A 23,575-nucleotide genomic window follows, 5' to 3' on the forward strand; every position below is an offset into this window, starting at 1 on the left:
CACTCCAACCGACCTCATCAAGGGCACTCTCATCCGGCCTTGAGGTCCGTGATACATACTAGTATCATGATTGTATGCATACAATGCGACAAAATGTATGGATCCGAGAAATGAATGCGGTAGCAGGATGACTGGTGACGGCGAGTTCGGATGGTTTTCCGGGTTGGGAGATGGCTCGGGGCCGATCTATCTCAGGATCGTCGACGCGCTTGCCGACGCCCGCTCGACCGGTCGCCTGCAGCCAGGGGACAGATTGCCTGCGCAGCGTGAACTGGCCCGGTTGCTGGGGGTCGATCTGACCACCGTCACGAGAGCGTTCACCGAGGCGCGCCGCCGCAATCTCATCGACGCCGCCGCGGGGCGCGGCACGTTCGTCACGCCGGGGGAAGCCGAGGAACCGATCCTGGATCTGAGCATGAACATCCCGCCTGCGCCTGCGGGCCTCAGCCTGCCGGCATTGATCCGCAGCGGCATAGACGGACTGCTGCGCCGTTCGAGCGCGGAGGCGCTTCTGGCCTACCATCCCGGGCCAGGCTCGCCCGCCGAGCGTGCCGCCGGTTCCGCGTGGCTCTCTGCATCCGGCGACAGGCTGCCGGTCGGTCGTGTGGTTGTCGGTTCAGGCGCGCAGGCTTTGCTGGCAGCCGTTCTTCTGTCGCAAACCCGCGAGGGCGACACCATCGTCACCGATGCGCTGACCTATCCAGGCCTGAAAGCGCTTGCCAGGACGACGAAGCGCGAACTGGCCGGTGTGGGACGTGACGATCAAGGCATGCGGCCGGACTATCTCGAGGACGCGGTGCGGCGGCACGGCGCCCGTGTCCTCTATCTCAATCCGACGATGCACAATCCGTCGGCGCTGGTCATGCCTGAGGGTCGACGCCGCGATCTGGCGCGGGTGGCAGGCAGGCTGGGTCTGACCATCATCGAGGACGATCCGTACAGCCCCCTGGTTGCAGCGCCTCCGCCGTCCTTCCTCAGCCTGGCGCCCGAGCGCACCATCCATATCGCGACGATGGCGAAATGCGTCTCCCCGTTCCTGCGCACCGCGTTTTTGGTGGGGCCGGGCGCCGAGACCATCGAGCCGATAGCCGAAGCAATCCGCGGGACCACGATGATGGCCCCGCCGCTGATGACTGGCCTTGCCTGCGAATGGATACGCAATGGCCTTGCCGTCGAGATCACCACCGCGGTGCGCGTCGAAGCGCAAGCGAGACTGGAGGTGGCGCGCATGATCCTGCCCCGAGGGTTCGCCTCAGCGCCATCCAGCCTGCATCTTTGGTATCCGCTCGACGGGCGGTTGGGTTCTTTGGAACTCGCCGATCTCGCACGGCGCCGGGGATTGGCGCTCAGTCCGGCGGAGGAGTTTTCCGTCGCGCCTGATCCAGCCAAAGGCGTGCGCCTGGCACTCGGCGCGGCGGCTAGCCGCGAAAGGCTCGAACAGGGCTTGCGTAGCCTCGTGTCGATCCTTGCGGGCAGCCCCGGACACGCGCCCGCTCCGGTCTGATGCAGCCAACGGCGATCGGTGCTGCTACTCCGCCGCGGCAGGCAGCGGCGGGGCTGCCCGGCTGCGCCCTTCCCAGATGTAGGAGGCCAGCGCCACCGCCACCGCGACCAGCATGGCCGCGGCGCCGACCACCGGCAGGCTGCGATAGCCGTAACCGGCATTGAGCATGGCAGCGCCCAGCGATGCCGCGAGCGCGATGCCGACATTGAAGCCCGAGGGGATGAGCGATGAGGCGAGGTTGGAGGCGTCCGCCGTCCAGGCCAGGATGCGGGTCTGGATCGGCGTGCCGATGGCGAAGTTGAGGCCACCCCAGAGGAAAATCGCAACGACCATCGGCACGGGGTAGGGGCTGACCACATAGATCACGCAAAGCATCACCGCCTGCAGGGCAAGCATGGTGATCAGCGACGGCATCAGCTTCCAGTCCGACAGTTTGCCACCGAGGAAGACGCCGATCGTGGCGCCGACGCCGTTGAGCAGCAGTACCCAGGGAATCAGGCTCTCGTCGAGGTGGGTGACCTCGAGCAGTGTCGGGGTGATGTAGGTGAACAGGCCGAACTGGCCGATCATCAGCATCAGCATCAGGATGAGCGAGGTCCAGACCTGCTGACGCGCCAGCACACGAACCTCGCTGCCAAGGCTGGTGGACGGGCTCGATGCGCCCGTTTTGCGCGGCAGCAGCGCGGCCATGGCGGCAAACGACACCACACCCAGCGCGCACATCACCCAGAAGGTGGCGCGCCAGCCCCAGAGATTGCCAATCGCGGTGCCGGCCGGCACGCCGATGACATTGGAGACGGTGAGGCCGGAGAGAATGACGGCGACCGCCATGCCGCGCTTGTCCTCGGGGACAAGGCTGACAGCCACCACCATGGCGACGCCGAAATAGGCGCCATGCGCGACGGCAACGGCAATGCGCAGCAGCAGCATCGAGGTAAAGTCGGGCGCCAGCGCGCAGGCGGCCTGGCCGATGGTGAAGGCGACGGTGAGGCCAAGCAGCAGGGTTTTGCGGGAAATGCGCTTGGTGGCGAGCGCCAGCAGTGGTCCGCCGACCGCGATGCCGCCGGCATAGCCGGAGACGAGATAGCCGGAGGTCGGGATCGACACACCGAGACCATCGGCCACTTGCGGCAATACACCGGCGATGACGAATTCGGTGGTGCCGAAGGCGAAGGCGGCAATGAACAGGGCAATGAGCGGAAGCATGGCGCGGAAGCGATCCTTGAATGAGGTCGCCTCAAATCATGGATGGTGCTTGCCGGCAATGCAGAAATTGTCGACGCCGCTTTAGCTTTTCTTGATCGGGCTCATTCCGATCGGGCGGTCGGCCGCCAAGCCTAAGCGGCATTCTTTCTGCCGTAGGGGATTTTCAGCCACGCCCGCTCATGAAGGTAATACAGCAGGGATTTGGTGACGACCTCGGTGGCGCCGATGGCTGCGGCAAGCTTGATGCTGCCGGTGATGACAAGTGAGATGATCATCGTGTCGATGGTGCCTGTGGCGCGCCACGACAGCGCCTTGGCAAAGCTGCGCGAATGAGTGTCCATCGATTTTCCTCCCGGTGGCCTGGCCGATGCTTAGCCGACGGATGGCTGGAGGCGCAAAGACTAATTTTGCCGGCGCTGGTTCGGGCCTAGCTCGCCTTCAATCTCGACCCGCCGAGCAGGCCGCGCTCTTCCAGCACCGGGTAGGCCATCGACGCCAGCAGCGAGTTGATCTGCTTCAGGTCGCGGATGGTGTCGAGGTGGATGGAGCTGGTCTCGACGCTCTTGGCGGTGCCGTCGCGCAGGCGCACGAAATGGCTGGCGCTGGTTTCCTTCTCGCGGTCGCGCAACCGGTCCTTCTCCAGCACCAGCTGGCGCGCGGTTTCCGGATCGCGCGAGACCAGCACGTTGAAGGCAAGCCTGGCATTGGCCAGCACCGAAGTATGGAAGGCGAGCAACTCGCTCCAGCCCTCGGGCGTGAACTCCAGCCCGCGCTCGAGCTTCTTCTTCACATGCACCAGCATGTTGCGCACGATGATGTCGCCGACCTGCTCGAGCTTGACGCAGGCGCCGATCAATTCCTGGCAGCGCAGGGCCTCGTCCTCTGTGAGCGAGTTCCTGGTCAGTTTGGCCAGATAGAGCTTGATCGCCGCGTGCTTCCTGTCGACGCGGTCGTCGAGGGCGGCCAGCGCCTTGATCTTGTCGCCGTCGGCGCTTTCATAGAGCTCGATGATGCGCTTGAGCATGATCTCAACGGTCTCGCACACCCGCACCACCTCGCGGGTGGCGTTGGCCAGTGCCTGGCTCGGCACGTCGAGCGCGCTGTCGTTGAGCGCGGACAGCTCGACCACGTCGAGTGCTGCGGCCGGCACCGGTTTGGTGCCCATCGCCACGATCTTCTCCGAAGCGCGATAGACCAGGCTGGCAAGTGGCAGGCCAGCAAGCAGGATCAGCACGTTGAACAGGATGTGGGCGTTGACGATCTGGTCGGGCACGGTGGTGCCGAGGAAGGCGACCGGCGGCTTCAGCGTCATGAACAGGATCAGCATGACCAGCGAGCCCATGCCGCGCATCAACAGATTGCCGATCGGCACGACGCGCACGCCGGGCTCGGCGCTGCGGGTGAGCAGCGGCGCGATGATCGAGGAGCCGAGATTGACGCCGAGCACCAGCACGATGCCGAGTTCCGGCGGTATGAAGCCGCGGCCGGCGAGCGTGACCAGGAGCAATACCGCGGCGATCGAGGAATGGAACAGCCAGGTGATCAGGGCTGCAAGCAGATAGGCGGTGACGAAATCGCCGGAGAAATAGTTGACGATGAGCGGCATCAGCGTGCTCTGGCGCAGCGGCTCCGATGCCTGGCCGATCATCTCCAGCGACAGAAGCAGGAGGCCGATGCCGACCAGGATGCGGCCGGACTGGCGCCAGTCGCGCCGCTCGGTGGCCATGAACATGACGGTGCCGGCGACAAGGCAGATCGGCACCAGCAGCGTGAGATCGAAGGTCAAGAGCTTGACCACCAGCGCCGAGCCGATCTCGGCGCCGCGCACCGCAAGCTGGCCCGATATGCCGGACACGATGCCGGCGCCGGCGAAGGAGCCGACCAGAAGCGTGACGGCGGTGGAGCTCTGCAGCGCGATCGACAGGCCGCAGCCGGCCAGCACCGCCATGATCGGATTGCGCATGGTGGCGCGCAGTTTGTGTCGCAGCACGTCGCCATAGGCACGTTCCACGCCTGTTTTCACCATGCGGGTGGCAAACAGCATCAGCGCCACGGCGCCGGCCAGATGCAGGAGGACGACGGAACCGCTCATGTCGACGCCTGCATGCGAAGAGAAGCAGCAACGCGAACAGCAGTGAACGTGGAGGTGCGAATCATGATCATGGCTGCAGTTGATAATAGCTCGATTAGTTTAGCCGGGTAATAAAATATTGTCGATTTCAAGGGCGCGTCGGCGCACGACAACGGGTGTCGGAAATGCGGGAATTTTGAGCGCTTACGCTGTGCGACTGCGTCGAGACGGGTTCGCTTGTGTGTCGGCCCCACATTTCGCGATGATGTTGAAATATCTTCGTTAAATGGAGGATTTCATTACATAATTGTAATGCTGGTGTTCAGTTTCAGTTCATCCTTCGAACGCTACTCCTCTGGCATCGACAACCAAGGAGCCCCGTTATGAAACGCATTGTTCTTTCCGCCCTCGCTTTCTCGATGCTGACTGCTACTTCGCTGACCGGCCAGGCCGCACCGGTGAACGCGCCGGTCGCACCGCAGTCGAACTACACCAATGTCGACTGGCAGAAGCCCACCAACAGGGATTTCAAGAAGCGCGTGATCCAGAAGCGCGTGATCCACAAGCGTTTCGAAAGGAAGTTGGTCGTGAAGCGCAACAACTGGCGCAATGGCCAGAAATATTCGAGCTGGAGACAGCACCAGCCGATACGCGACTATGGCCGTTATGGCCTGCATCGTCCCGGCCGAGGCCAGGAGTGGATCCGCGTCGGCAATGACTATGTGCTGGTCAGCGTCCTGTCCGGCATCATCTTCGGCGCCATTGCCGCGCAGTAGGCCGCACTGTTGGACCTGAAAGGGAGGCGGCCCGATACGGCCGCCTTTCTTTTTGCCTGTGGAAACCGGGTATGGCCGGTATTCGGGGTCGTCGGATTTCGCCGGCATGATTATATGGTGGGGAAACGAGTTTCCCGATGCGCTTTCCGCCCGCCTTTCTCGACGAGATACGCGACCGTGTGCCGATTTCATCGGTTATCGGCCAGCGCGTCGCATGGGACAGGAGGAAGACCAACGCTTCGCGCGGCGATTACTGGGCATGCTGTCCGTTCCATGGCGAGAAGAGCCCGTCCTTTCACTGCGAGGACAAGAAGGGCCGTTACCACTGTTTCGGCTGTTCGGTGTCCGGCGATCATTTCAAGTTCCTGACCGAACTTGACGGAATGAGCTTTCCTGAGGCGGTCGAGAAGATCGCCGAGATGGCCGGCGTGCCGATGCCGGTGCGCGATGAACGGGAGGAACAGCGCGAGAAGGAGCGCGCCAGCCTGACCGACGTCATGGAGATGGCGACTGTCTTCTTCCAGGAACGGCTGCAGGGGCCGGAAGGCGCCAAGGCGCGCGCCTACCTCAGAGACCGCGGGCTGACGCCGGCGACGCAGCAATCGTTCCGGCTGGGTTTCGCACCGGACAGCCGCAATGCGCTGAAAGAGCATCTTGCTGCCAAGGGTGTGCCCAAGGCCGACATCGAGGCCTGCGGGCTGGTGCGCCATGGCGACGATATCCCGGTCTCCTATGACTGGTTCCGTGACCGCATCATGTTCCCGATCCCGGATTCCAGGGGCAAGATCATCGCCTTTGGCGGCCGCGCGCTGGCGCCCGATGCGCTGGCCAAATACATGAACTCGCCCGACACCGAGCTCTTCCACAAGGGCAATGTGCTCTACAATTTCGCCCGCGCCCGCAAAGCCTTGGCCAAGGGCGGCACGGTGATTGCCGTCGAAGGCTATATGGACGTCATCGCGTTGGCGCAGGCCGGCTTCGAAAATGCCGTGGCGCCGCTCGGCACCGCGCTGACCGAAAACCAGCTCGAATTGTTGTGGCGCATGGCGCCCGAGCCGATGCTGTGCTTCGACGGCGACCAGGCCGGGCTGAAGGCGGCATGGCGGGCCGCTGATCTTGCGCTGCCGTCGGTGCAGTCGGGACGTTCGGTGCACTTTGCACTGTTGCCCGAGGGCAAGGATCCCGACGATCTGGTCAAGGCCGAGGGACCGGACGCTTTTCGTAATGTTCTGGCGGAAGCGCGGCCGCTCGCTGAGTTGTTGTGGATGCGCGAGACATCCGGTGGCGTCTTCGACACGCCCGAGCGGCGGGCAGGGCTGACAAAGACGCTGCGCGAACTGACCAGCCGCATCCGCGATGAGAGCCAGCGCTATCACTACCAGCAGTGGATGCGCGAGCGGGAGCAAACCTTCTTCAGCGCCCAGCGCTTTGTTCGGCAACCGCGCCAGGACTGGAAGCCGGGGCAGGGCAAAACGCCGGCACCCGGCGGGCAGTTCGCGAAAGGCAGCGGAGTCGGCGCGCGCGCCGCGATCACCGAAAGTCTCGGCCGTTCCGCCATGGTCAAGCGCGGCGGCGAGATGATGTCGGTGCGCGAGGCGACGATCATCGTCGCCCTCGTCAATCACCCCGCGCTGATCGACGAGAATTTCGCCCATGTCGAGTTCCTCGATCTCGCCAACAGCGATCTGCAGCGGCTGCACGCCGCCATACTCGACGCCATGGCGCATGACATGGCCAATGACCGCGGTGCGGTGGTCAGCACGATCGAGCGTGCCGGCTGCGCAGAGATCTGGGGGCGCGCGGTGGCGCTGATCCAGCGGGCGAGGCAGTGGCCGGCGCTGGAAACCGCCGCCCTTGACGATGCCCGCGACGCCTTCAACCAGGCGCTGCACTTGCAGCGCAGCGCGCGCACCTTACATAAGGAGCTGAAACAGGCGGAAGCAGCGCTCGCCAGTGATCCCACAGACGAAAACTACCGGCATCTCGTCGAGATTCAGGCGCAATTTCGTGATGTGCAGGCAACGGAAGCGCTGATCGAAGGGTTCGGCGTGTCCTCGGGCAAGGCTGGGCGTGTGTAGGTCGAAACCTGCGCAAGAATGAATGATGTAATGTGCTGCGCGTCGAATCGACGCCTCTAAGTCGGGTAATTGATTCGCTTTTTTGATGCGAATCATGCGAGAGGCGCTTGACCTTCTGGCAGAATGACGGAATCAGGACGATTCGAAACGTTAACCCGTGCCAGCGTCGATGGAAAATGCAGCGATGCGAGGTGCTGATCACTGGACAGGCTGTTAGCCTGCCACAGATATCAGGGTTAATCTGGACTTAATGCATGTCGCCCAAAAGTGAAAACCGGTTTTGGGGTACGATATGAACCAAACAAAAGAGTTGATGCGGTTACCGGCCCGGTGAAGCGCGTTTCGTTACGAGCGCATAATTTGACCGGTGCGGCAGCTTACGCGGCTTCGCTGTTCGGCCGCTAGGAGAAGATAAAGACTATGGCGACAAAGGAAAAGGAAGAGGTCGAGACCGAACGTGAAGGCGCCACCGATGGGCCTCTGCTCGACCTTTCCGATGATGCTGTCAAGAAGATGATCAAGGCCGCCAAGAAGCGCGGCTATGTGACCCTCGACGAGCTGAATGCGGTGCTGCCTTCGGAAGAGACCGATCCGGATCGCATTGAGGACATCAATGCGATGCTGTCCGACATGGGCATCAACGTGGTCGAGGATGACGACCAGGGCGAGGAGCCCGAGGCCGCCGACAGCACTGCCGACGCCGAGGAAGACGCCAACGAACTGGCCGAGCAGACCGGCACCGCCGTCGCCGCCACGACCACCAAGAAAGAGCCGACCGACCGCACCGACGATCCGGTGCGCATGTATCTGCGCGAAATGGGCTCGGTCGAGCTTCTGTCGCGCGAGGGCGAAATTGCGATTGCCAAGCGCATCGAGGCCGGCCGCGAGACGATGATCGCGGGCCTGTGCGAAAGCCCGCTGACCTTCCAAGCCATCATCATCTGGCGCGACGAGCTCAACGAATCCAAGATCCTGCTGCGCGAGATCATCGACCTCGAAGCCACCTATGCCGGCCCCGAGGCCAAGCAGGCGCCGGTGGTAGAGCGCATCGAGGAAACCCCGAAGCCCGAGGAAAAGCCGCGCCGCGGCGGCCGTGACGACGAGGACGACATCACCAATGTCGGCACCGACACGCGCGGCCTGGTCGATGACGACGAGGAAGACGAGGACGAGGCCAGCCTGTCGCTGGCGGCGATGGAAGCCGAACTGCGCCCGCAGGTGATGGAGACGCTCGACGTCATCGCCGACACCTACAAGAAGCTTCGCAAGCTGCAGGACCAGCAGGTCGAGAACCGCCTGGCCGCGGCCGGCACGCTGTCGCCCAGCCAGGACCGCCGCCTGAAGGAGCTGAAGGACCAGCTGATCAAGGCTGTGAAGTCGCTGTCGCTCAACACCGCGCGCATCGAGGCGCTGGTCGAGCAGCTTTACGACATCAACAAGCGTCTGGTGCAGAACGAAGGCAAGCTGCTGCGCCTGGCCGAAAGCTATGGCGTGCGCCGCGAGGAGTTCCTGAAGGAATATCAGGGCTCCGAGCTCGACCCGAACTGGACGCGCTCGATCGGCAACCTGACCTCGCGCGGCTGGAAGGAATTCACCAAGAACGAGAAGGACGCGATCAAGGATCTGCGTTCGGAGATCCAGAACCTCGCCACCGAGACGGCGATCTCGATCCTGGAATTCCGCAAGATCGTCAACCAGGTGCAGAAGGGCGAGCGCGAAGCCGCGATCGCCAAGAAGGAAATGGTCGAGGCCAATCTGCGCCTCGTCATCTCCATCGCCAAAAAATACACCAATCGCGGCCTGCAGTTCCTCGACCTGATCCAGGAAGGCAATATCGGCCTGATGAAGGCGGTCGACAAATTCGAATACCGCCGCGGTTACAAGTTCTCGACCTACGCGACATGGTGGATCCGGCAGGCGATCACGCGTTCGATCGCCGACCAGGCGCGCACCATCCGCATCCCGGTGCACATGATCGAAACGATCAACAAGATCGTGCGGACGTCGCGCCAGATGCTGCACGAGATCGGCCGCGAGCCGACGCCGGAGGAACTGGCCGAAAAGCTCGCAATGCCGCTCGAAAAAGTGCGCAAGGTGCTGAAGATCGCCAAGGAGCCGATCTCGCTCGAAACGCCGGTCGGCGACGAGGAGGATTCGCATCTGGGCGATTTCATTGAGGACAAGATGGCGATCCTGCCGATCGACGCGGCGATCCAGGCCAATCTGCGCGAAACCACCACGCGCGTGCTGGCCTCGCTGACGCCGCGCGAAGAGCGTGTGCTGCGCATGCGCTTCGGCATCGGCATGAACACCGACCACACGCTCGAAGAAGTTGGCCAGCAGTTCTCGGTCACCCGCGAGCGTATCCGCCAGATCGAAGCCAAGGCCCTGCGCAAGCTCAAGCACCCGAGCAGGTCGCGCAAGCTGCGCAGTTTCCTCGACAGCTGACACTTACCGATTGCAAAGAGATCAAGGGCGCCCATCGAGGCGCCCTTTCTCGTTCCCGTGGTTTCTTTGACTTGCCCTACAACGGCACGTTCAGCCGCGTCCCCTTGACGATGATGCCGCCGCGGTCGCCTATCTCGATCGAGCCATAACGCTGCCTGAAGCACTCGGGCAGCGGACGGTCGCCGGGTACAGACAGCCACAGGCGCAGCATATGGCGCCGCCTGTCCGGATCCGGCCAATCCCGAAAACCCATGCGGTCGTGAAGCAGCGAATGATTGTAGACAAACTGCATGTCGCCGGGCCGCAGCCGCATCGACAGGTTCAATTCCGGGTCATTGGCAAGGCTGTCGAACAGGTCCAGCGCTTGGACATGTGCAGGGCTTAGCCGCATGGCATCCGGGAAGCGCTGGGCGCTGTCGATATACTGGCGCTGATAAATGCCGGTCAGCAATCCCTCGTGCCAGTTGAGGACCGGGATTTCGAAGTAGGGCTTTTCGCCTTCCGGCACCTCGCCGCGCCGGTCCGTGGCAATCGGATCAAACAGCAGGCGGACCAGATCGGGCCGTCGTTTGCGCATCTCGTTGTAGATCGTCACCGTGCTGACCAGCAGGGACTCGCCGCCTTGCATGGCATCTCTAAGGCAGAGCAGACCGACGACGTCGGCGGAGTCGGTGTGAAATGTCTGGCGCTCCGCCGTCTGGTATATGCGCGTCGTGGCATCCCTGGCGTCGGCGCCTGTGTCGCGGACATGGCCGAGAATGTGGCCCTGGGCATTCTGCGACCGTGCGCTGCCAAGGTGCGCGCCAAGCCCGCAGAAGATCGTTGCCGCCAGTTGCGCCGAATAGTTCTCGACCGGGAGGCCGCGAAGCACCTCGAACCCAATGCCTGTGATGAGTTTTTCACGAAGGGCGGCGAGGTGGCCGGCAAGCCGGGGCAAGGGGAAATCGGCCTTGCTCAGCTCGCCGATATCTTGCGAGCGGGCGAGAAAGCCGGTTGCCGCCAATTCCAGTTCCGCGACATCCTGCCTGTCCAATTCGACCAGCCAATTTTCGGGATGCTTCGCCATTTCCGCGCCAGTCCATGCGGCAGGAATTTCGATCTGTCCCGGCGGCAGGTCGATGGTGGTCTCGCGCATGAAGCTCTCCAATGGCTGGATCGGCGGCGGATTTCCGCCAGGTCGATGGCCACTATGGAGATTGCCGTAGTCAGGCGGATTTTTAAACCGGCTTTCCCTGGTCGGCGCCGACAGTTTTGCGGTCGTCGCCATGCCGCCGCCCTGGCGCCTGGGAGAAAATCGCCTTCACGCATCAACGGGCTGGCGCGGCGGTCCTTGCACGAAGCTCGCTGCGGGCGGATACTTCCCCGTCGGATGCGTGTTCTGGGTGATAAACCGGATGTTCGCCCCGGCGCAGGTCCAGGACCTGAGCCGTGCTCCGTGGCGCCGGAGGGAGGTGTGCGATGACAACCTACATCCTGCTGATGAACTGGACCGAACAGGGCGCCAGGAACGTGCGCGAGTCACCAAAACGGCTCGATGCCGCCAAGAAGCAGCTGGCCGACATGGGCGGATCGTTCAAGGCGTTTTACCTCACCATGGGCGAATGCGACATGGTGGCCGTGGTCGAAGCACCCGACGACGCGGTGCTGGCGCGTTTTGCGCTGATGCTGGGGGCGGGCGGCAGCGTCCGGACGCGAACGCTCAAGGCTTTCCCGGAATTTGCCTATCGCGAGATCGTCACCTCGCTCGGGTAGTTACCGGCAACGTGAAGTAACGAGGTCAGAAGCATTTCCGGGAGATCAATGCGGGGTGCCGCTTGACGGCGCCTGAGCTGCCGATATTGAGGGGAAATGCTCCTCTCGCTCGAGAAGAACTTCATTTTCATCCACATCCCGAAGACGGCCGGGACTTCGATCACCCGTGCGCTGCGGCCATGGTGCCTGAAGCCGACGCCGACGCCGTGGCGGCGTCTGCTGTCGCGCCTGCCGGTGCCAGAGGCGCCGGAGAAGGCCAATTTCAACCAGCATGACAGAGCCGCCTGGCTGCGGCGCAAATTGCCGCCCCAGCTCTATGACGGCGCCTACAAATTCGCCGTGGTGCGTAACCCTTTTGCGCTGGTGGTTTCCAACTACCAGCATTTGCGCCGGAAAACCTCGCGGCGCCGGCATCGCCAGGCGCAACGCTGGGACTTCAAGGCGTTCCTGCGCTATCTCGAACGCAAGAACCGGCTGGCGCGGGTGGATCAGACGAGCTGGATTTCAGACAGGGATGGAAAGCTGATTATCGACGAGGTCCTGCGCTTCGAAACGCTAGCCGAGCAGTTCAATGTCCTGGCCGAGCGGCTCGGCCTTCCCGGCGAGCTTCCCCGATCGAATGTCAGCCCGCCGGTCGACTATCGCGCGGTGTACGACGACGAGGCGAAAGCGATCGTACGGCGGCTCTATGTCAGAGACTTCGAACGCTTCGGCTACGATTTCTGATTTGCCGCGCGCAAGGGGAAGACGGGACGCGGCGCCGTGGTAGAATGCGGGTCATGTCTGAACCTCTCTCACATTCGCATCTATGGCCCGGTGTGCCGCTTGCGCTTGGCTCTGCCGCCTTGTTTGGCGCGGCGCCGCCGCTCTCCAAGCTGCTCCTTGATACTGTCAATCCCTTCATGCTGGCGGGCCTGCTCTATCTCGGCGCGGGTATAGGGCTGGCTGTGTTTCGCCTGCTTCGAGGCGTGCAGGCAGCCACCGGCGAAGCACAACTGGCCCGCAAGGACATGCCATGGCTGGCGCTGGCGATCGGTATGGGTGGCATCGTCGCCCCCGTGCTTCTGATGTTCGGCCTTACACTGAATACCGCATCCAGCTCCGCCTTGTTGCTCAACCTCGAAGGGCTGGCTACCATGGCGATAGCCTGGCTGATCTACCGCGAGAATGTCGACCGTCGACTGCTTTTTGGTGCCTTCGCCATCCTTGCCGGTGCGGTTCTGTTGTCATGGCAAGGCCAGGGTGTTGCCTTCAACCTTGGCGCGTTGCTGGTTGCCGGAGCTTGCCTGGCATGGGGCCTGGACAACAATTTCACCCGGAAAATCTCCGCTACCGACCCGGTGGTGATCGCCATGCTGAAGGGGCTGGTGGCAGGCATCGTCAATGTCGGGCTCGGCTTGATTGCCGGCGCATCATTTCCCGCTATGTCCATCGTCGCCGCGGCAGCGACAGCCGGTTTCTTCGCCATCGGCATCAGCCTGGTTATGTTCATCCTGGCGCTGCGCCATCTCGGCACGGCACGCACAGGGGCCTACTATTCGCTGGCGCCGTTCATAGGCGCTCTGCTTGCCGTGTCTGTCCTCGGTGAGCCCCTGACGTTGAAGCTGGTGATTGCCGGACTTTTGATGGGCGTCGGCCTGTGGCTGCATCTGTCCGAGCGCCACGATCATGAGCATGATCACCAGGCTCTTGAGCATGAGCATAGTCATGTGCATGACGAGCACCACCAGCACGATCATGATGGGATGGTGACGGAACCGCACTCGCACCGGCATCGGCATACGCCGATGCGCCATACGCACGCGCACTATCCCGATCTGCACCACCGGCACGACCACGGCTAATGGCGGGCGCTCTGCTGACTGTCTGGTACAACACGCGCTGTCCGGTCTGCGATGGCGGCATCACCAGGCAGAAACGGCGGCTGATCGAGGCGATCAAGGCCGGCCGCATCGCGTTTCGTGACATCAACCTCGAACCGGCGGCTCTAGCCGGCTACGGCGCCTCGCTAGAGGACATCCGCCGCCGGCTGCATGCCACCGATACCGAGGGCAAACTCTTGGTCGGCGCCGACGTCGCGGTTGCCGTCTGGAGGGTGACGCCGGGCGAGGGCTGGCTGGCTGCGCTGTTCGGCAATCCGATCGCACTGCCGTTGACCCGGTTCGCCTATGATCGCTTTGCTGACCTTCTCTATGCCTGGAACCGGCGCAAAGGCCGCTGGTAAAGAGGCAAGCCCGAAATTTTTTTCGGGCCTGCCGTCGTGAGCGTTACCGGGCCGGCAGCTCGCATAGCCAGCCGACGATGCGTCGCACGGCCGGCAACACAAGCAGCAGCGTCGGAAACGCCACCAGCCAGGACAAGCCCCAGGCGGTGAGCCAGACAGAGGGCAGGTTGGGCTGAGGGCCAAGGCTTTTCAGCGTCGAGATGAACGAGACGATGAAGGTCATCAGCAGCGACAGCACCAGTGGGCTGACGATGGCAGCATAGCGCGCCGGCAGCTTGCCGCGCTTACGGGTCGTGGTCATTTTTGGATTTTCCTGAAGTATCCGGTCCGTCGCATTTGGCATCCATTGCGCCGGGTTTCCGGCGAAATTGCCCGGAAAGACCGGGGTTGGATGCGTTGCTTGACGTCAGACGCTTACGGAGAGGTCGGGCCCCTCACGTGCCTTCTAGCTGTCGGCGTCGGTGAAATCAACCATCTGGCACTGCCTTTAGATACATCGTAAGATATATCTTGACTCGTCGATGGCGCGAGCCTACTTAAGATGTATCGTAAGATATAACTCAAGGAGCAATTCATGCACAGACATCATCCCTTTGGCGAGCGCGCCGAGCGCGCATTCCTGCATATGGCCGGCAAGTTCGGCGGCAAATTTGGTGGCAGAGGGGGCGGCGGCTTCGGCCCATTCGGTCACGGCGGACGTGGCGGCGGACGCGGCGGCCCGGGCGACATGTTTCGCGCCGGGCGCATGCTGGCCGACGGCGATCTCAAGCTGATCACGCTGTCGCTGCTGGCCGAGGCGCCGCGCCACGGCTACGACATCATCAAGGCGCTGGAAGAGCGCACCAGCGGCATCTACAGCCCGAGCCCGGGCGTCGTTTATCCGACGCTGACCTTCCTGGAAGAGGCCGGCTATGCCGCCTCGGCCGCGGACGGCAACAAGAAGGTATTTTCGATCACCGAGGCGGGGCAGGCGCACCTCAACGAAAACCGCGAAATGATCGACGGCGTGCTCGAGCATCTCGAGCGCTTCGGTCGCAAGATGGCCAAGGCGCGCGAGTGGTTCGGCTGGAACGACGACAGCGAGGAGGGCGGACGGCGTGGCCGCGGCGGCCGTTCGGAAGCCCGCGACGAGTTCCGCACTGTCCGCCACCGGCTGCGCGCAGCGCTCGGCGAGATCGTCGATGCACCGGCCGAAAAGCAGGCCGAAGCGATCGCCATACTGGAAGGCGCCGCCGAAGCTCTTGAGGCGCTGTCGCGCGGCTGACCTCTGGCGGGGGAGTGGTATACGACCCTTGCCCGTTCGACTGAGGAACGGTACTGAAAATCATCCTGCACCTTCTATCGGTGCGGGATGATTGCCGTTGGAGGATCCCCCATGTCTTTTCTGAAACGTCTTTTCGGCAGTGGTGGTGGCGGTGACGCCGGCGAACCAAAGAACGCCGCTCCGGCAAAACAGATCGAGCACAAGGGATTCCTAGTCAGCGCCACGCCCTACAAGGCGGACGGCCAGTACCAGACCTGCGGCGTGGTTTCGAAGGAAGTCGGCGGCGTGATGAAGGAGCACCGCTTTATCCGCGCCGACCGTTTCGCCGGGCTCGATGATGCCGTCGACATCTCAATCAAGAAGGGCATCCAGCTCGTCGACGAGCAGGGCGAGAAGATTTTTGGGTAGGGCGGGTCAAAGGTTGAATCGATAAAATTTCTCTAACCCGTTGTTTTTAAAGCAATTGCTAGGGACAATTTGCTGAGCAGTACGAAAAAGGCAGGCGCCGAGGCGCCTGCCTTTTCTATTTTAGGTGGATGAACGTCGGCGCTTTACGCCGCCGCTGCGATCTGCTGGCTGGCGGTTGCGGCCACCACGGCGTCGACCTTGGCAGTTGCCTTGGCAAGCGCTGCCGTCACGGCATCGGCGCCCATGCCGACGCCTTCGATGCGGATGACTTCGACATCGGTCATGCCGAGAAAGCCGAGCACCGAGCGCAAGTAGGGGACAGCGTGGTCCATCTGCACGGCAGCGCCTTCCGAGTAGATGCCGCCGGAGGCGAGCACGATGTAGACCTTCTTGCCAGTGACGAGCCCCTTGGGGCCGCCCTCACCATAGGAGAAGCTCCTGCCGGACCGGGCGATGTGGTCGACCCACGACTTCAGCGTCGAGGAGATGTTGAAGTTGATGAAGCCGGTGGCCACGATCACGGTGTCGGCCGCGAACAGCTCGTCGAGCGCGACATCGGAAACACCAACGACCTCGGCCTGGCGCGGGGTGCGAGCTTCAACGGGCGTGTAGATGCCGGTGGAATAATCGGCGTCGATGTGCGGCAGGGGGGTGGCGACGAGATCACGTACGACGAGCTCGGCCGACGGATCGGCGGCGACAAGCTTCTGCGCGAATTCGGTGGCGATGCGGGTCGAGTGCGAAGCAGAGCCACGCGGGCTCGAGGTGACAAGAAGGATGGACATAACGGTTCTCTCCAGTTGGGAATTGAATTGTCCCGCTTGATATGGGCCTATCGATCCATTCAAAAAACTGTTATATTTTCTATGTTATCCATCCATAAAATAGATATATCATGCAACCCAATCCGACCCTCGACCAATTGCAGATCCTGGTGGCGGTGGCCGACACCGGCAGTTTTTCGGCCGCCGGGCGCAAGCTCAACCGGGCGCAGTCCGTCATCAGCTACGGCATCGCCAATCTCGAAGCGCAACTGGGCCTAAAGCTGTTCGAGCGTGAAGGCACGCGCGAGCCGCAGCTGACCGAGATCGGCAGGGCGATGCTGGAGGATGCGCGGCGCATGGTGGGCGTGCTGCAGCGCATCCGCTCGCGCGTCGACGGCCACCACCAGGGGTTGGAGGCGGAGCTCGCGCTGGCGCTCGACGTGGCGCTGCCGGCGCCGGTGCTGGTGCGGGTGCTGAAGGCGTTCGAAGCGCAGTTTCCAACGGTGATGCTGCGCCTGCACGCCGGCACGCTCGGTCTGGTCCCCGACCTTGTCCTCAGCGGACAGGCCGACCTCGGCATTGGCGGGCTGCTGGGCGAGGTCGACGTGCATCTGGTGAATATCGGCTTCATGTCGATGGTGCCGGCCGCGGCAGCCAACCACCCGCTGGCGCTGCTGCCGAAGCCGGTGGCGCTCGAGGATGTGCGCGAGCACATCCAGCTGGTCGTCTCCGACCAGTCCGAGCGCACCAAGGGACGCGACTACGGCGTCTTTGCCTACCGCACCTGGCGGATGACGGATATGCGCACCAAGCATGTGCTGATGCGCGCCGGACTGGGCTGGGGCGGGTTGCCGCGCTGGCTGATCGCCGACGACCTGGCGAGCGGCACGCTGGTCGAGCTTGACCTCGAACCGTTCAAGGAGGCGAAGGGGCCGCTCTATGCCATGCACCGCGTCGACCGCAGTCCGAAACCGGCGGCGGCCTGGCTGATCGACCAGTTCAAAAGCCAGCTCGGCTGTTTCAACGAGTTCGAACCGGGCCAGGTGCCTGTGGACGAGCCGGAGCCAGTCCGTCGATCAGCGCCATGAGCACGACGCGATAGTCTTCGGCTGACGCACCGGCCTCGATGGCGAGCGCCGCGCGGTCGAAGGCGGAAGCAAGTAGGGCGGTGAGTGCATCCAGCGGCAGTCTCATCATCGATTGCTCGCGCATCGCCGCGACCAAGCCCTCGCGCAGCGAACGGTTGCCGTGGCGGTCGTCTATTGCGTCCATGGCGGCGCGGCCGAGTACGGCCGGTCCGTCGAGCAGCAGAAGCCGCGTGCGGCCGGGGATGCGCATGGCGGCGAGATAGGCGTCCGAGCCGGCGATCAGCGCATCGCGGGCAAACAGCGAAGGCGGCGAGGCGCGATCGATCTCTTGCGCCACCACTGCCGCCTCCTGCTCGACCACGGCGGCAAACAGCGCCTGCTTGTCGGCAAAGTGGTGATAGAGCGCGCCGCGGGTGACGCCGGCGGCCGCAACAATCTCCGGCGTGCCGGTCTCGGCATAGGATTTTTCGATGAACAGTTTGCGCGCCGCGGCGATCAGGTCGGCGCGCGTCGCTTCGGTGCGATCACGATTGGAACGGCGGGCAGTTTCTCGTTGCATACATGCAGCCTGTATGTTATTTCAACTTACATGCAGACTGTATGTTAATTGGCAGGAGAAAGAAAGATGAAGACGACGAGCTATTATCCAGTGCTGATGACGGGCGATGTGGAAGGCACTAAAGCCTTCTATATCAAGCACTTTCGTTTCAGGCCGCTGTTTGAGAGCGACTGGTATGTGCATCTGCAGTCGGTCGAGGACAAGCGCGTCAATCTCGGCATCGTCCAAGGCGACCACGAGACGATCCCCGAGGAGGGGCGCGGCCGCACATCGGGGCTGTTGATCAATTTCGAGGTTCGCAATCCGGACGCAGTCTATGAACGGGTCGTTGCGGCCGGCTTGCCGATCCTGTGCCCGCTGCGCGACGAACCCTTCGGTCAGCGCCACTTCATCACCAGGGATCCCAATGGCGTGCTGATCGACGTCATCAAGCCGATCCCGCTCAGCCCTGAGTTTCAGGCGCAATTCGCGGAGGGCGCGGCGGGCACCTGATTGATGGCAGCAAGTGTCCGCAGCGGCTCCAGCTGCTGTGGCCGGGATCACGCGACGCGGCTTATGGTGGACGACGTTGAAGCTGGTCCTGCCGCATGCGTGACATCTGCCTTGTTCGTGCGCCCTCCAATCTTGGTCTCCGACCGCTGCACCCCGGCCATGTGCCCGGCACCTGGCGGGCGCCGCAGGCGCTGAGTGAGGCTGGTCTGGTCGACGTGCTGGCGCCGGGGCGGGTGGTCGATCTCGAAAGGCCCGCTTACAGCACCGAGCCGCAACCGGGCACCGGCCTGCGCAACGGTCCGGCGATCCGCCGCTTCAACCTCGAACTTGCCGAGATCGTCGCCGGTGCGCTTGGGCAAGGCGAGTTCCCCGTAGTCATCGGCGGCGATTGTTCGATCCTGCTGGGCGCCCTGGCGGCGGCGCGACGCGCAGGCGCGGTCGCGCTTATCCATGTCGATGGCCACAGCGACTTCCGCCATCCGGGCAATTACGATGTCGACGCCTCGCTCGGCTCGGCCGCCGGCATGGATCTGGCGCTCGCCACCGGACGCGGCGAGTCCTTGTTGACCGAGTGGCCCGGCATTGCCGGCCCGCTCGTGGCCGACGAGGCGGTGGTGCAGATCGGCGAACGCGAGAGCCGTGATGCCGATTTTGCCTGGCCCGACATCAATTCGACAGCGATCACGCGCATCGATGTCTTTGCCGCGCGGGAACTCGGCGCCGAAAAAGTGCTGGAGGCGACGAGAGCGACGCTGGCGCGCGCCGATTGTCCGTACTGGCTGCATCTCGATGTCGACGTGCTCGACCAGACGATCATGCCGGCGGTGGATTCGCCCGGCAGTCCCGGCATCGATCCCGACGATCTCGTCGCCATCCTGTCGGCGCTGGCGGCGGATCAGCGCTGCATCGGCATGGACATGACGATCTACGATCCCGACCTCGACCCGAATGGCGACCTCGCACGGCTGTTGGTGTCGCTGCTCGGCCGGGTGCTCAAGCAGCGATGAGACTCAGCCCGCCCTCGCCACCGGCGTCACCGTTACCTGGCTGACGCCGGTGCGGCGCACCACGGTGCACAGCGTCTCGCGGCCGATGCGTTCGGCGTCGAGCATGCGCACGAGGTCGTCGACCCCGGTGACCGGGCGGCCGTCTATTGCGGCGATGATGTCGCCCTCCTTGAGGCCAGCCTTTGCCGCCGGGCCGTTCTTCTCGACGCTGCGCAGCCGCACCGCGGTGTTGGTCGACACCTGTGACAGAAGCGCTGCGCGACGCGGCAAATTGGTGGTGTCGGCGGAGATGCCGATGAAGGCGCGGCGCACGCGACCGAAGCGGATGATCTCCGAAATGACGAAGTTCGCGGTGTTGGAGGCGACCGCGAAGGCGATGCCTTGCGCGCCATGGATCATGGCCGTGTTGACGCCGATGACCTCGCCGGCCGACGACACCAGCGGCCCGCCCGAGTTGCCGGGGTTGAGCGCCGCATCGGTCTGGATGACGTCGTCGATCAGCCGCCCGGTCGAGGCGCGCATCGAGCGGCCGAGCGCCGAGACGACGCCTGAGGTGACGGTCCATTCGAAGCCGAGCGGATTGCCGATCGCAATCGCGATCTGGCCGCGCCGCAGCCGCTTGGAATCGCCCAGCGGCGCGACATCGGCAAAGCTGCCGTCGGCACGCACCAGCGCGATGTCGGTGTCGGGATCGCGGCCAAGCACGCGGCCCTCGCTGGAGGCGCCGTCGGGCATCGAGACACGCACCGTCCTGGCGTCGCCGACGACGTGGAAATTGGTGACGACCAGCCCGTCCTGCGCGATGACGAAGCCGGAGCCATGGCCGCCCTGGCCGCCGACGCGCTCGATGCGGCAGACGGCGGGGCCGATGCGGTCGACCGCGTCTGCCACTGTCGTCGAATAGGCGTCGAGCAGTGTGTCGTCCGGTTGGAATTTGGCGGCGGCGAGGGCCATGGCTGGGCTCCGTGTTTTCAGGCGTGTTCGTGATTTTTTCCTGTGCGTGTCTCATCCCAAAACCGCTGAGCACTTTTGGGCGACACGCACTATATGTGCGAAGCGGCTGGAAGTGCCGCGACCTGACCAGATGGCCAGTGAAACCTTGAACTAGCCGTCAGGCGAGTATCTGCGAGCCGGCTGCCGAGCGATATCTGGGGCATGCAAGGAAACCCAGGAGACCAAAATGAGCGACTTCAATCTCAGCGCCTTTTCCGAGGCCATCGCCGATGTCGCGGCTGCGGCAGCACCCGCTACGGCAAGTTTCGCCACCCATCACCATCGCACGGCCAGCGCCTTCCACTGGCGGGATGGCTATTTCGTCACCGCCGAGGAAGCCGTCGAGGCCGGCGAGGAGATCGAACTTGCATTGGCTTCGGGCGAGACGGTCAAGGCCGAACTGGTTGGTCGCGATCCCTCGACCGGCGTCGCGCTTCTGAAGCCGGCAGGTGCGGTCGGTGCCGCGCCGCTCTCCAAGGCGGATGCGGTGCGGCCGGGCAACGTCGCCATCGCCATTGGCAGCAGCCAGGGCTCGGCGCTCGCGGTGTCCGGCTCGGTCGGTGAGGTCGGTCCGGCCTGGCGCTCCATGCGCGGCGGCACCATCGACCGGCGCATCAATCTTGCCGTCAATGCCGGCGGCCGTTTCGAGGGCGGTCCGGTGCTCGACGCCAAGGGCGCGCTGATCGGCATGCTGCTGTTCGGGCCGCGTGGCCGCGCCTTGGTCATGCCTTACGAGACGATCGAGCGGGCGGTGGCGACGCTGCGTGAAAAGGGTCATGTCGCCCGCGGCTATCTCGGCGCCGGCCTGCACCCGATCCGTGACGGCGCGGCGCGCGGCGCGATGGTGATGAGCCTCGACGACAATGGCCCGGCCAAGGCCGCCGGCCTTGCGCTGGGCGACATCATCGTGGCGTGGAACGGCGATGCCGTGCATGGGCCGCGCGAACTGATCCGCAAGCTTGGGCCGGATAGCGCGGGTGCCGCGGTGACGCTCGGCGTGGTGCGCGGCGGCGAGCAGCGCGATGTCGCCATAACCATCGGTGAGAAGCCGCTGAGCTGAGAGGGTTGATGGACACGTTCGCCAACGATCGGATCATGGCTGACGGCCCCGCCTCGCGGCGGCTGGTGGTGCTGATCGCGCTTGGCGACGCAGGCCGCGCCGAGCGTCTGGCTGCCTCCCTTGCAGCCAGCGACGATCTGTTGCCTGTCGCAGCCGGCGACGGCAGAGCCGATGTTGCCATTGTTGACGACAGGAGTGGCGGCGCGGTGCCGGCCGCCATGCCACGGGTGCTGCTGACTGGACGCGCCGGCGGCGAGCAGCCGGCGGGCGAGGTGTTCGCTATCATGCAAGCGGGCGCGGACGATCTGCTGATCGCCGCAGCGGTGCGGCTGGCGGCGGCGGGCTACCGGGTCTCAGGCGACGGCGGGCGCCACGGGGATTTTCATGCCGGTGATGGCGAGCCGTCCGAGGAAGACCTCGCCGACGAGCACGCCCCCCGACCGGCACTGTCGCCGCGTGAGGCCGAAGTGCTGGCGCTGCTCGCCGAAGGCGCACCCAACAAGGTGATCGCGCGGCGGCTGAACATCTCCGTGCACACGGCGAAGTTCCACGTCGCCGCGATTCTGATCAAGCTGGGTGCGGCTAACCGCACTGATGCTATCGCGATTGCCATGCGGCAGGGGCTGGTGCTGGTTTAGGAAAGCTTGGGTTCCTCGCCCCCGCAAAGAGCGGGGGAGAGATGGCCGCGTAGCGGACGGAGAGGGGGCAGCGCCAGCGAACGAAATTAGCTTCTGCCTTGTGCGCGCCCAGACGGTCCACGTCACGTTTTTCACGTAATCCCCCTCTCCGTCTCGGCTTCGCCGAGCCACCTCTCCCCCACATCCGTGGGGGCGAGGAACCCAGGTTCTGTGAGCCCTCCGTTGCGTCACCATCGCTTGCCGCCACAGCCTCTTGTGTCCTAGGCCGCCACAGGCAAGGATCGCGCAACGAGACAAAGCACGCGGAGGAAAAAATGTCGCTCAAGGGTAAGACGCTGTTCATTTCCGGCGGGTCGCGCGGCATCGGGCTGGCGATTGCGCTCAGGGCGGCGCGTGACGGCGCCAATGTGACGATCGCGGCCAAGACTGCGGAGCCGCACCCGAAGCTGCCGGGCACGATCTATTCGGCTGCCGAAGAGATCGAGCAGGCGGGCGGCAAGGCGCTGCCTGTGCTGTGCGATATCCGCGAGGAGGCGCAGGTGGCCGAGGCGGTTGCAAAGACCGTGGAAAAGTTCGGCGGCATTGACATCTGCGTCAACAATGCCAGCGCCATCCAGCTTACCGGCACTCTGGAGACCGACATGAAGCGCTACGATCTGATGCACCAGATCAACACGCGTGGCACCTTTCTGGTCTCCAAAATGTGCATTCCGCACCTGAAGTTGGCTAAGAATCCTCACATTCTGAATCTGGCGCCGCCGCTCGACATGAAGGCAAAATGGTTCAAGAACCACGTCGCCTACACCATGGCCAAGTTCGGCATGTCGATGTGCACGCTGGGGATGAGCGCCGAGTTCGCCAAGGACGGCATTGCGGTCAATTCGCTGTGGCCGATCTCGACCATCGACACGGCGGCTGTGCGCAATCTGCTCGGCGGCGCGACGGTGGCGGCGATGAGCCGTTTGCCCGACATCATGGCCGATGCCGCGCATGCCATCTTCCTGCGGCCGTCGCGCGAGACGTCAGGCAATTTCTACATCGACGAAGAGGTGCTGCGCGCCGAAGGCGTGACGGATTTCACGGCCTACGCGCCGGGCGCGACCGGTCCGCTGGCCGGCGACTTTTTTGTGCCGGACGAGGTGTTTGCCAATTCGACGACGAACGTCAAAAGCATCTACTAGCGACAATCCCGCGTCGGCGCTGTCCCTCATCCGCCTGCCGGCGTTCATCGTTCGAAAAGCCA

Annotated in this window: 24 protein-coding genes; 16 read left to right on the plus strand and 8 right to left on the minus strand. The window is 63.8% G+C overall.

Going from position 1 to position 23,575, the window contains the following annotated elements:
* Positions 1-127 precede the first annotated feature (127 nt).
* Positions 128-1,504: an aminotransferase-like domain-containing protein gene (locus tag AC1DZ8_RS12825; protein WP_477306180.1), complete on the plus strand. Its 1,377-nt coding sequence runs from the start codon at positions 128-130 to the stop codon at positions 1,502-1,504.
* A gap of 24 nt (positions 1,505-1,528) precedes the next feature.
* On the opposite strand, the gene AC1DZ8_RS12830 is transcribed toward AC1DZ8_RS12825, so the two are convergent.
* The 3 genes from AC1DZ8_RS12830 to AC1DZ8_RS12840 all read right to left on the minus strand — a co-directional run bounded on the left by AC1DZ8_RS12830 (position 1,529) and on the right by AC1DZ8_RS12840 (position 4,802).
* The gene (locus tag AC1DZ8_RS12830) at positions 1,529-2,710 is read right to left on the minus strand and encodes an MFS transporter (RefSeq protein WP_477306181.1); all 1,182 of its coding nucleotides are present in this window, start codon (positions 2,708-2,710) and stop codon (positions 1,529-1,531) included.
* Between the two features lie 131 nt (positions 2,711-2,841).
* On the minus strand, positions 2,842-3,051 hold the full coding sequence (locus tag AC1DZ8_RS12835) for a DUF2061 domain-containing protein (protein ID WP_142866937.1): 210 nt from the start codon (positions 3,049-3,051) through the stop codon (positions 2,842-2,844).
* An 86-nt stretch (positions 3,052-3,137) separates the two neighbouring features.
* Positions 3,138-4,802 (minus strand): Na/Pi cotransporter family protein, encoded by a 1,665-nt coding sequence (locus tag AC1DZ8_RS12840; RefSeq protein ID WP_477306184.1) that lies wholly within the window; start codon positions 4,800-4,802, stop codon positions 3,138-3,140.
* Between the two features lie 362 nt (positions 4,803-5,164).
* On the opposite strand from AC1DZ8_RS12840, the gene AC1DZ8_RS12845 reads away from it, so the two are divergent.
* From AC1DZ8_RS12845 to rpoD, 3 genes are all read left to right on the plus strand, one after another.
* Positions 5,165-5,557 carry an RcnB family protein gene (locus tag AC1DZ8_RS12845; RefSeq protein WP_477306186.1) on the plus strand — a complete coding sequence of 131 codons (393 nt, stop codon included), beginning with the start codon at positions 5,165-5,167 and terminating at the stop codon, positions 5,555-5,557.
* 137 nt (positions 5,558-5,694) lie between these two features.
* A complete protein-coding gene (dnaG, locus tag AC1DZ8_RS12850; protein ID WP_477306188.1) occupies positions 5,695-7,635 on the plus strand; it encodes a DNA primase in 1,941 nt (646 codons plus the stop codon).
* 420 nt (positions 7,636-8,055) lie between these two features.
* On the plus strand, positions 8,056-10,083 hold the full coding sequence (rpoD, locus tag AC1DZ8_RS12855) for an RNA polymerase sigma factor RpoD (protein WP_477400976.1): 2,028 nt from the start codon (positions 8,056-8,058) through the stop codon (positions 10,081-10,083).
* A 76-nt stretch (positions 10,084-10,159) separates the two neighbouring features.
* On the opposite strand, the gene AC1DZ8_RS12860 is transcribed toward rpoD, so the two are convergent.
* Complete coding sequence (locus AC1DZ8_RS12860) at positions 10,160-11,218, minus strand: TauD/TfdA family dioxygenase (protein WP_477306192.1); 1,059 nt, start codon at positions 11,216-11,218, stop codon at positions 10,160-10,162.
* 323 nt (positions 11,219-11,541) lie between these two features.
* On the opposite strand from AC1DZ8_RS12860, the gene AC1DZ8_RS12865 reads away from it, so the two are divergent.
* The 4 genes from AC1DZ8_RS12865 (at position 11,542) to AC1DZ8_RS12880 (ending at position 14,059) form a co-directional block, all read left to right on the plus strand.
* Positions 11,542-11,835 carry a GYD domain-containing protein gene (locus tag AC1DZ8_RS12865; protein ID WP_112563285.1) on the plus strand — a complete coding sequence of 98 codons (294 nt, stop codon included), beginning with the start codon at positions 11,542-11,544 and terminating at the stop codon, positions 11,833-11,835.
* A gap of 96 nt (positions 11,836-11,931) precedes the next feature.
* On the plus strand, positions 11,932-12,561 hold the full coding sequence (locus AC1DZ8_RS12870) for a sulfotransferase family 2 domain-containing protein (RefSeq protein ID WP_477306195.1): 630 nt from the start codon (positions 11,932-11,934) through the stop codon (positions 12,559-12,561).
* 53 nt (positions 12,562-12,614) lie between these two features.
* Positions 12,615-13,679, plus strand: coding sequence for a DMT family transporter (locus tag AC1DZ8_RS12875; protein ID WP_477400978.1), 1,065 nt, complete (start codon positions 12,615-12,617; stop codon positions 13,677-13,679).
* Positions 13,679-14,059 carry a thiol-disulfide oxidoreductase DCC family protein gene (locus AC1DZ8_RS12880; protein ID WP_477306198.1) on the plus strand — a complete coding sequence of 127 codons (381 nt, stop codon included), beginning with the start codon at positions 13,679-13,681 and terminating at the stop codon, positions 14,057-14,059. The genes AC1DZ8_RS12875 and AC1DZ8_RS12880 overlap by 1 nt, the downstream gene beginning before the upstream one ends.
* Positions 14,060-14,102: 43 nt before the next feature.
* Here AC1DZ8_RS12880 and AC1DZ8_RS12885 read toward each other — a convergent pair whose 3' ends face one another.
* Entirely contained in the window at positions 14,103-14,360 is a 258-nt protein-coding gene (locus AC1DZ8_RS12885; RefSeq protein ID WP_112563373.1) for a DUF2798 domain-containing protein, read from the minus strand.
* A gap of 273 nt (positions 14,361-14,633) precedes the next feature.
* Here AC1DZ8_RS12885 and AC1DZ8_RS12890 point away from each other — a divergent pair, with 273 nt between their 5' ends.
* Complete coding sequence (locus AC1DZ8_RS12890; protein WP_477306201.1) at positions 14,634-15,323, plus strand: PadR family transcriptional regulator; 690 nt, start codon at positions 14,634-14,636, stop codon at positions 15,321-15,323.
* A gap of 111 nt (positions 15,324-15,434) precedes the next feature.
* Entirely contained in the window at positions 15,435-15,731 is a 297-nt protein-coding gene (locus AC1DZ8_RS12895; protein ID WP_477306203.1) for an HlyU family transcriptional regulator, read from the plus strand.
* Between the two features lie 143 nt (positions 15,732-15,874).
* Here the strand turns inward: AC1DZ8_RS12895 and AC1DZ8_RS12900 are convergent, their stop codons facing one another.
* The gene (locus tag AC1DZ8_RS12900; protein WP_477306205.1) at positions 15,875-16,516 is read right to left on the minus strand and encodes an FMN-dependent NADH-azoreductase; all 642 of its coding nucleotides are present in this window, start codon (positions 16,514-16,516) and stop codon (positions 15,875-15,877) included.
* A gap of 110 nt (positions 16,517-16,626) precedes the next feature.
* On the opposite strand from AC1DZ8_RS12900, the gene AC1DZ8_RS12905 reads away from it, so the two are divergent.
* Positions 16,627-17,583: a LysR family transcriptional regulator gene (locus AC1DZ8_RS12905; RefSeq protein WP_477306207.1), complete on the plus strand. Its 957-nt coding sequence runs from the start codon at positions 16,627-16,629 to the stop codon at positions 17,581-17,583.
* Here AC1DZ8_RS12905 and AC1DZ8_RS12910 read toward each other — a convergent pair.
* A complete protein-coding gene (locus AC1DZ8_RS12910; protein WP_477306209.1) occupies positions 17,516-18,142 on the minus strand; it encodes a TetR/AcrR family transcriptional regulator in 627 nt (208 codons plus the stop codon). The genes AC1DZ8_RS12905 and AC1DZ8_RS12910 overlap by 68 nt on opposite strands.
* Before the next feature lie 66 nt (positions 18,143-18,208).
* On the opposite strand from AC1DZ8_RS12910, the gene AC1DZ8_RS12915 reads away from it, so the two are divergent.
* Positions 18,209-18,634: a VOC family protein gene (locus AC1DZ8_RS12915; RefSeq protein ID WP_477306211.1), complete on the plus strand. Its 426-nt coding sequence runs from the start codon at positions 18,209-18,211 to the stop codon at positions 18,632-18,634.
* A 95-nt stretch (positions 18,635-18,729) separates the two neighbouring features.
* Complete coding sequence (locus AC1DZ8_RS12920; protein WP_477306213.1) at positions 18,730-19,641, plus strand: arginase family protein; 912 nt, start codon at positions 18,730-18,732, stop codon at positions 19,639-19,641.
* A 3-nt stretch (positions 19,642-19,644) separates the two neighbouring features.
* Here AC1DZ8_RS12920 and AC1DZ8_RS12925 read toward each other — a convergent pair whose 3' ends face one another.
* The gene (locus AC1DZ8_RS12925; RefSeq protein WP_477306215.1) at positions 19,645-20,595 is read right to left on the minus strand and encodes a S1C family serine protease; all 951 of its coding nucleotides are present in this window, start codon (positions 20,593-20,595) and stop codon (positions 19,645-19,647) included.
* Positions 20,596-20,821: 226 nt separating this feature from the next.
* Between AC1DZ8_RS12925 and AC1DZ8_RS12930 the strand changes: the two genes are divergently transcribed.
* The 3 genes from AC1DZ8_RS12930 (at position 20,822) to AC1DZ8_RS12940 (ending at position 23,513) form a co-directional block, all read left to right on the plus strand.
* A complete protein-coding gene (locus AC1DZ8_RS12930; protein ID WP_477306217.1) occupies positions 20,822-21,694 on the plus strand; it encodes a S1C family serine protease in 873 nt (290 codons plus the stop codon).
* Between the two features lie 8 nt (positions 21,695-21,702).
* Positions 21,703-22,332, plus strand: a complete 630-nt coding sequence (locus tag AC1DZ8_RS12935) for a helix-turn-helix transcriptional regulator (RefSeq protein WP_477306219.1) — start codon at positions 21,703-21,705, stop codon at positions 22,330-22,332.
* A 314-nt stretch (positions 22,333-22,646) separates the two neighbouring features.
* A complete protein-coding gene (locus AC1DZ8_RS12940; protein WP_477306220.1) occupies positions 22,647-23,513 on the plus strand; it encodes an SDR family oxidoreductase in 867 nt (288 codons plus the stop codon).
* Positions 23,514-23,575: the final 62 nt, after the last annotated feature.

The organism is Mesorhizobium sp. P2_F7, from assembly GCF_056403695.1.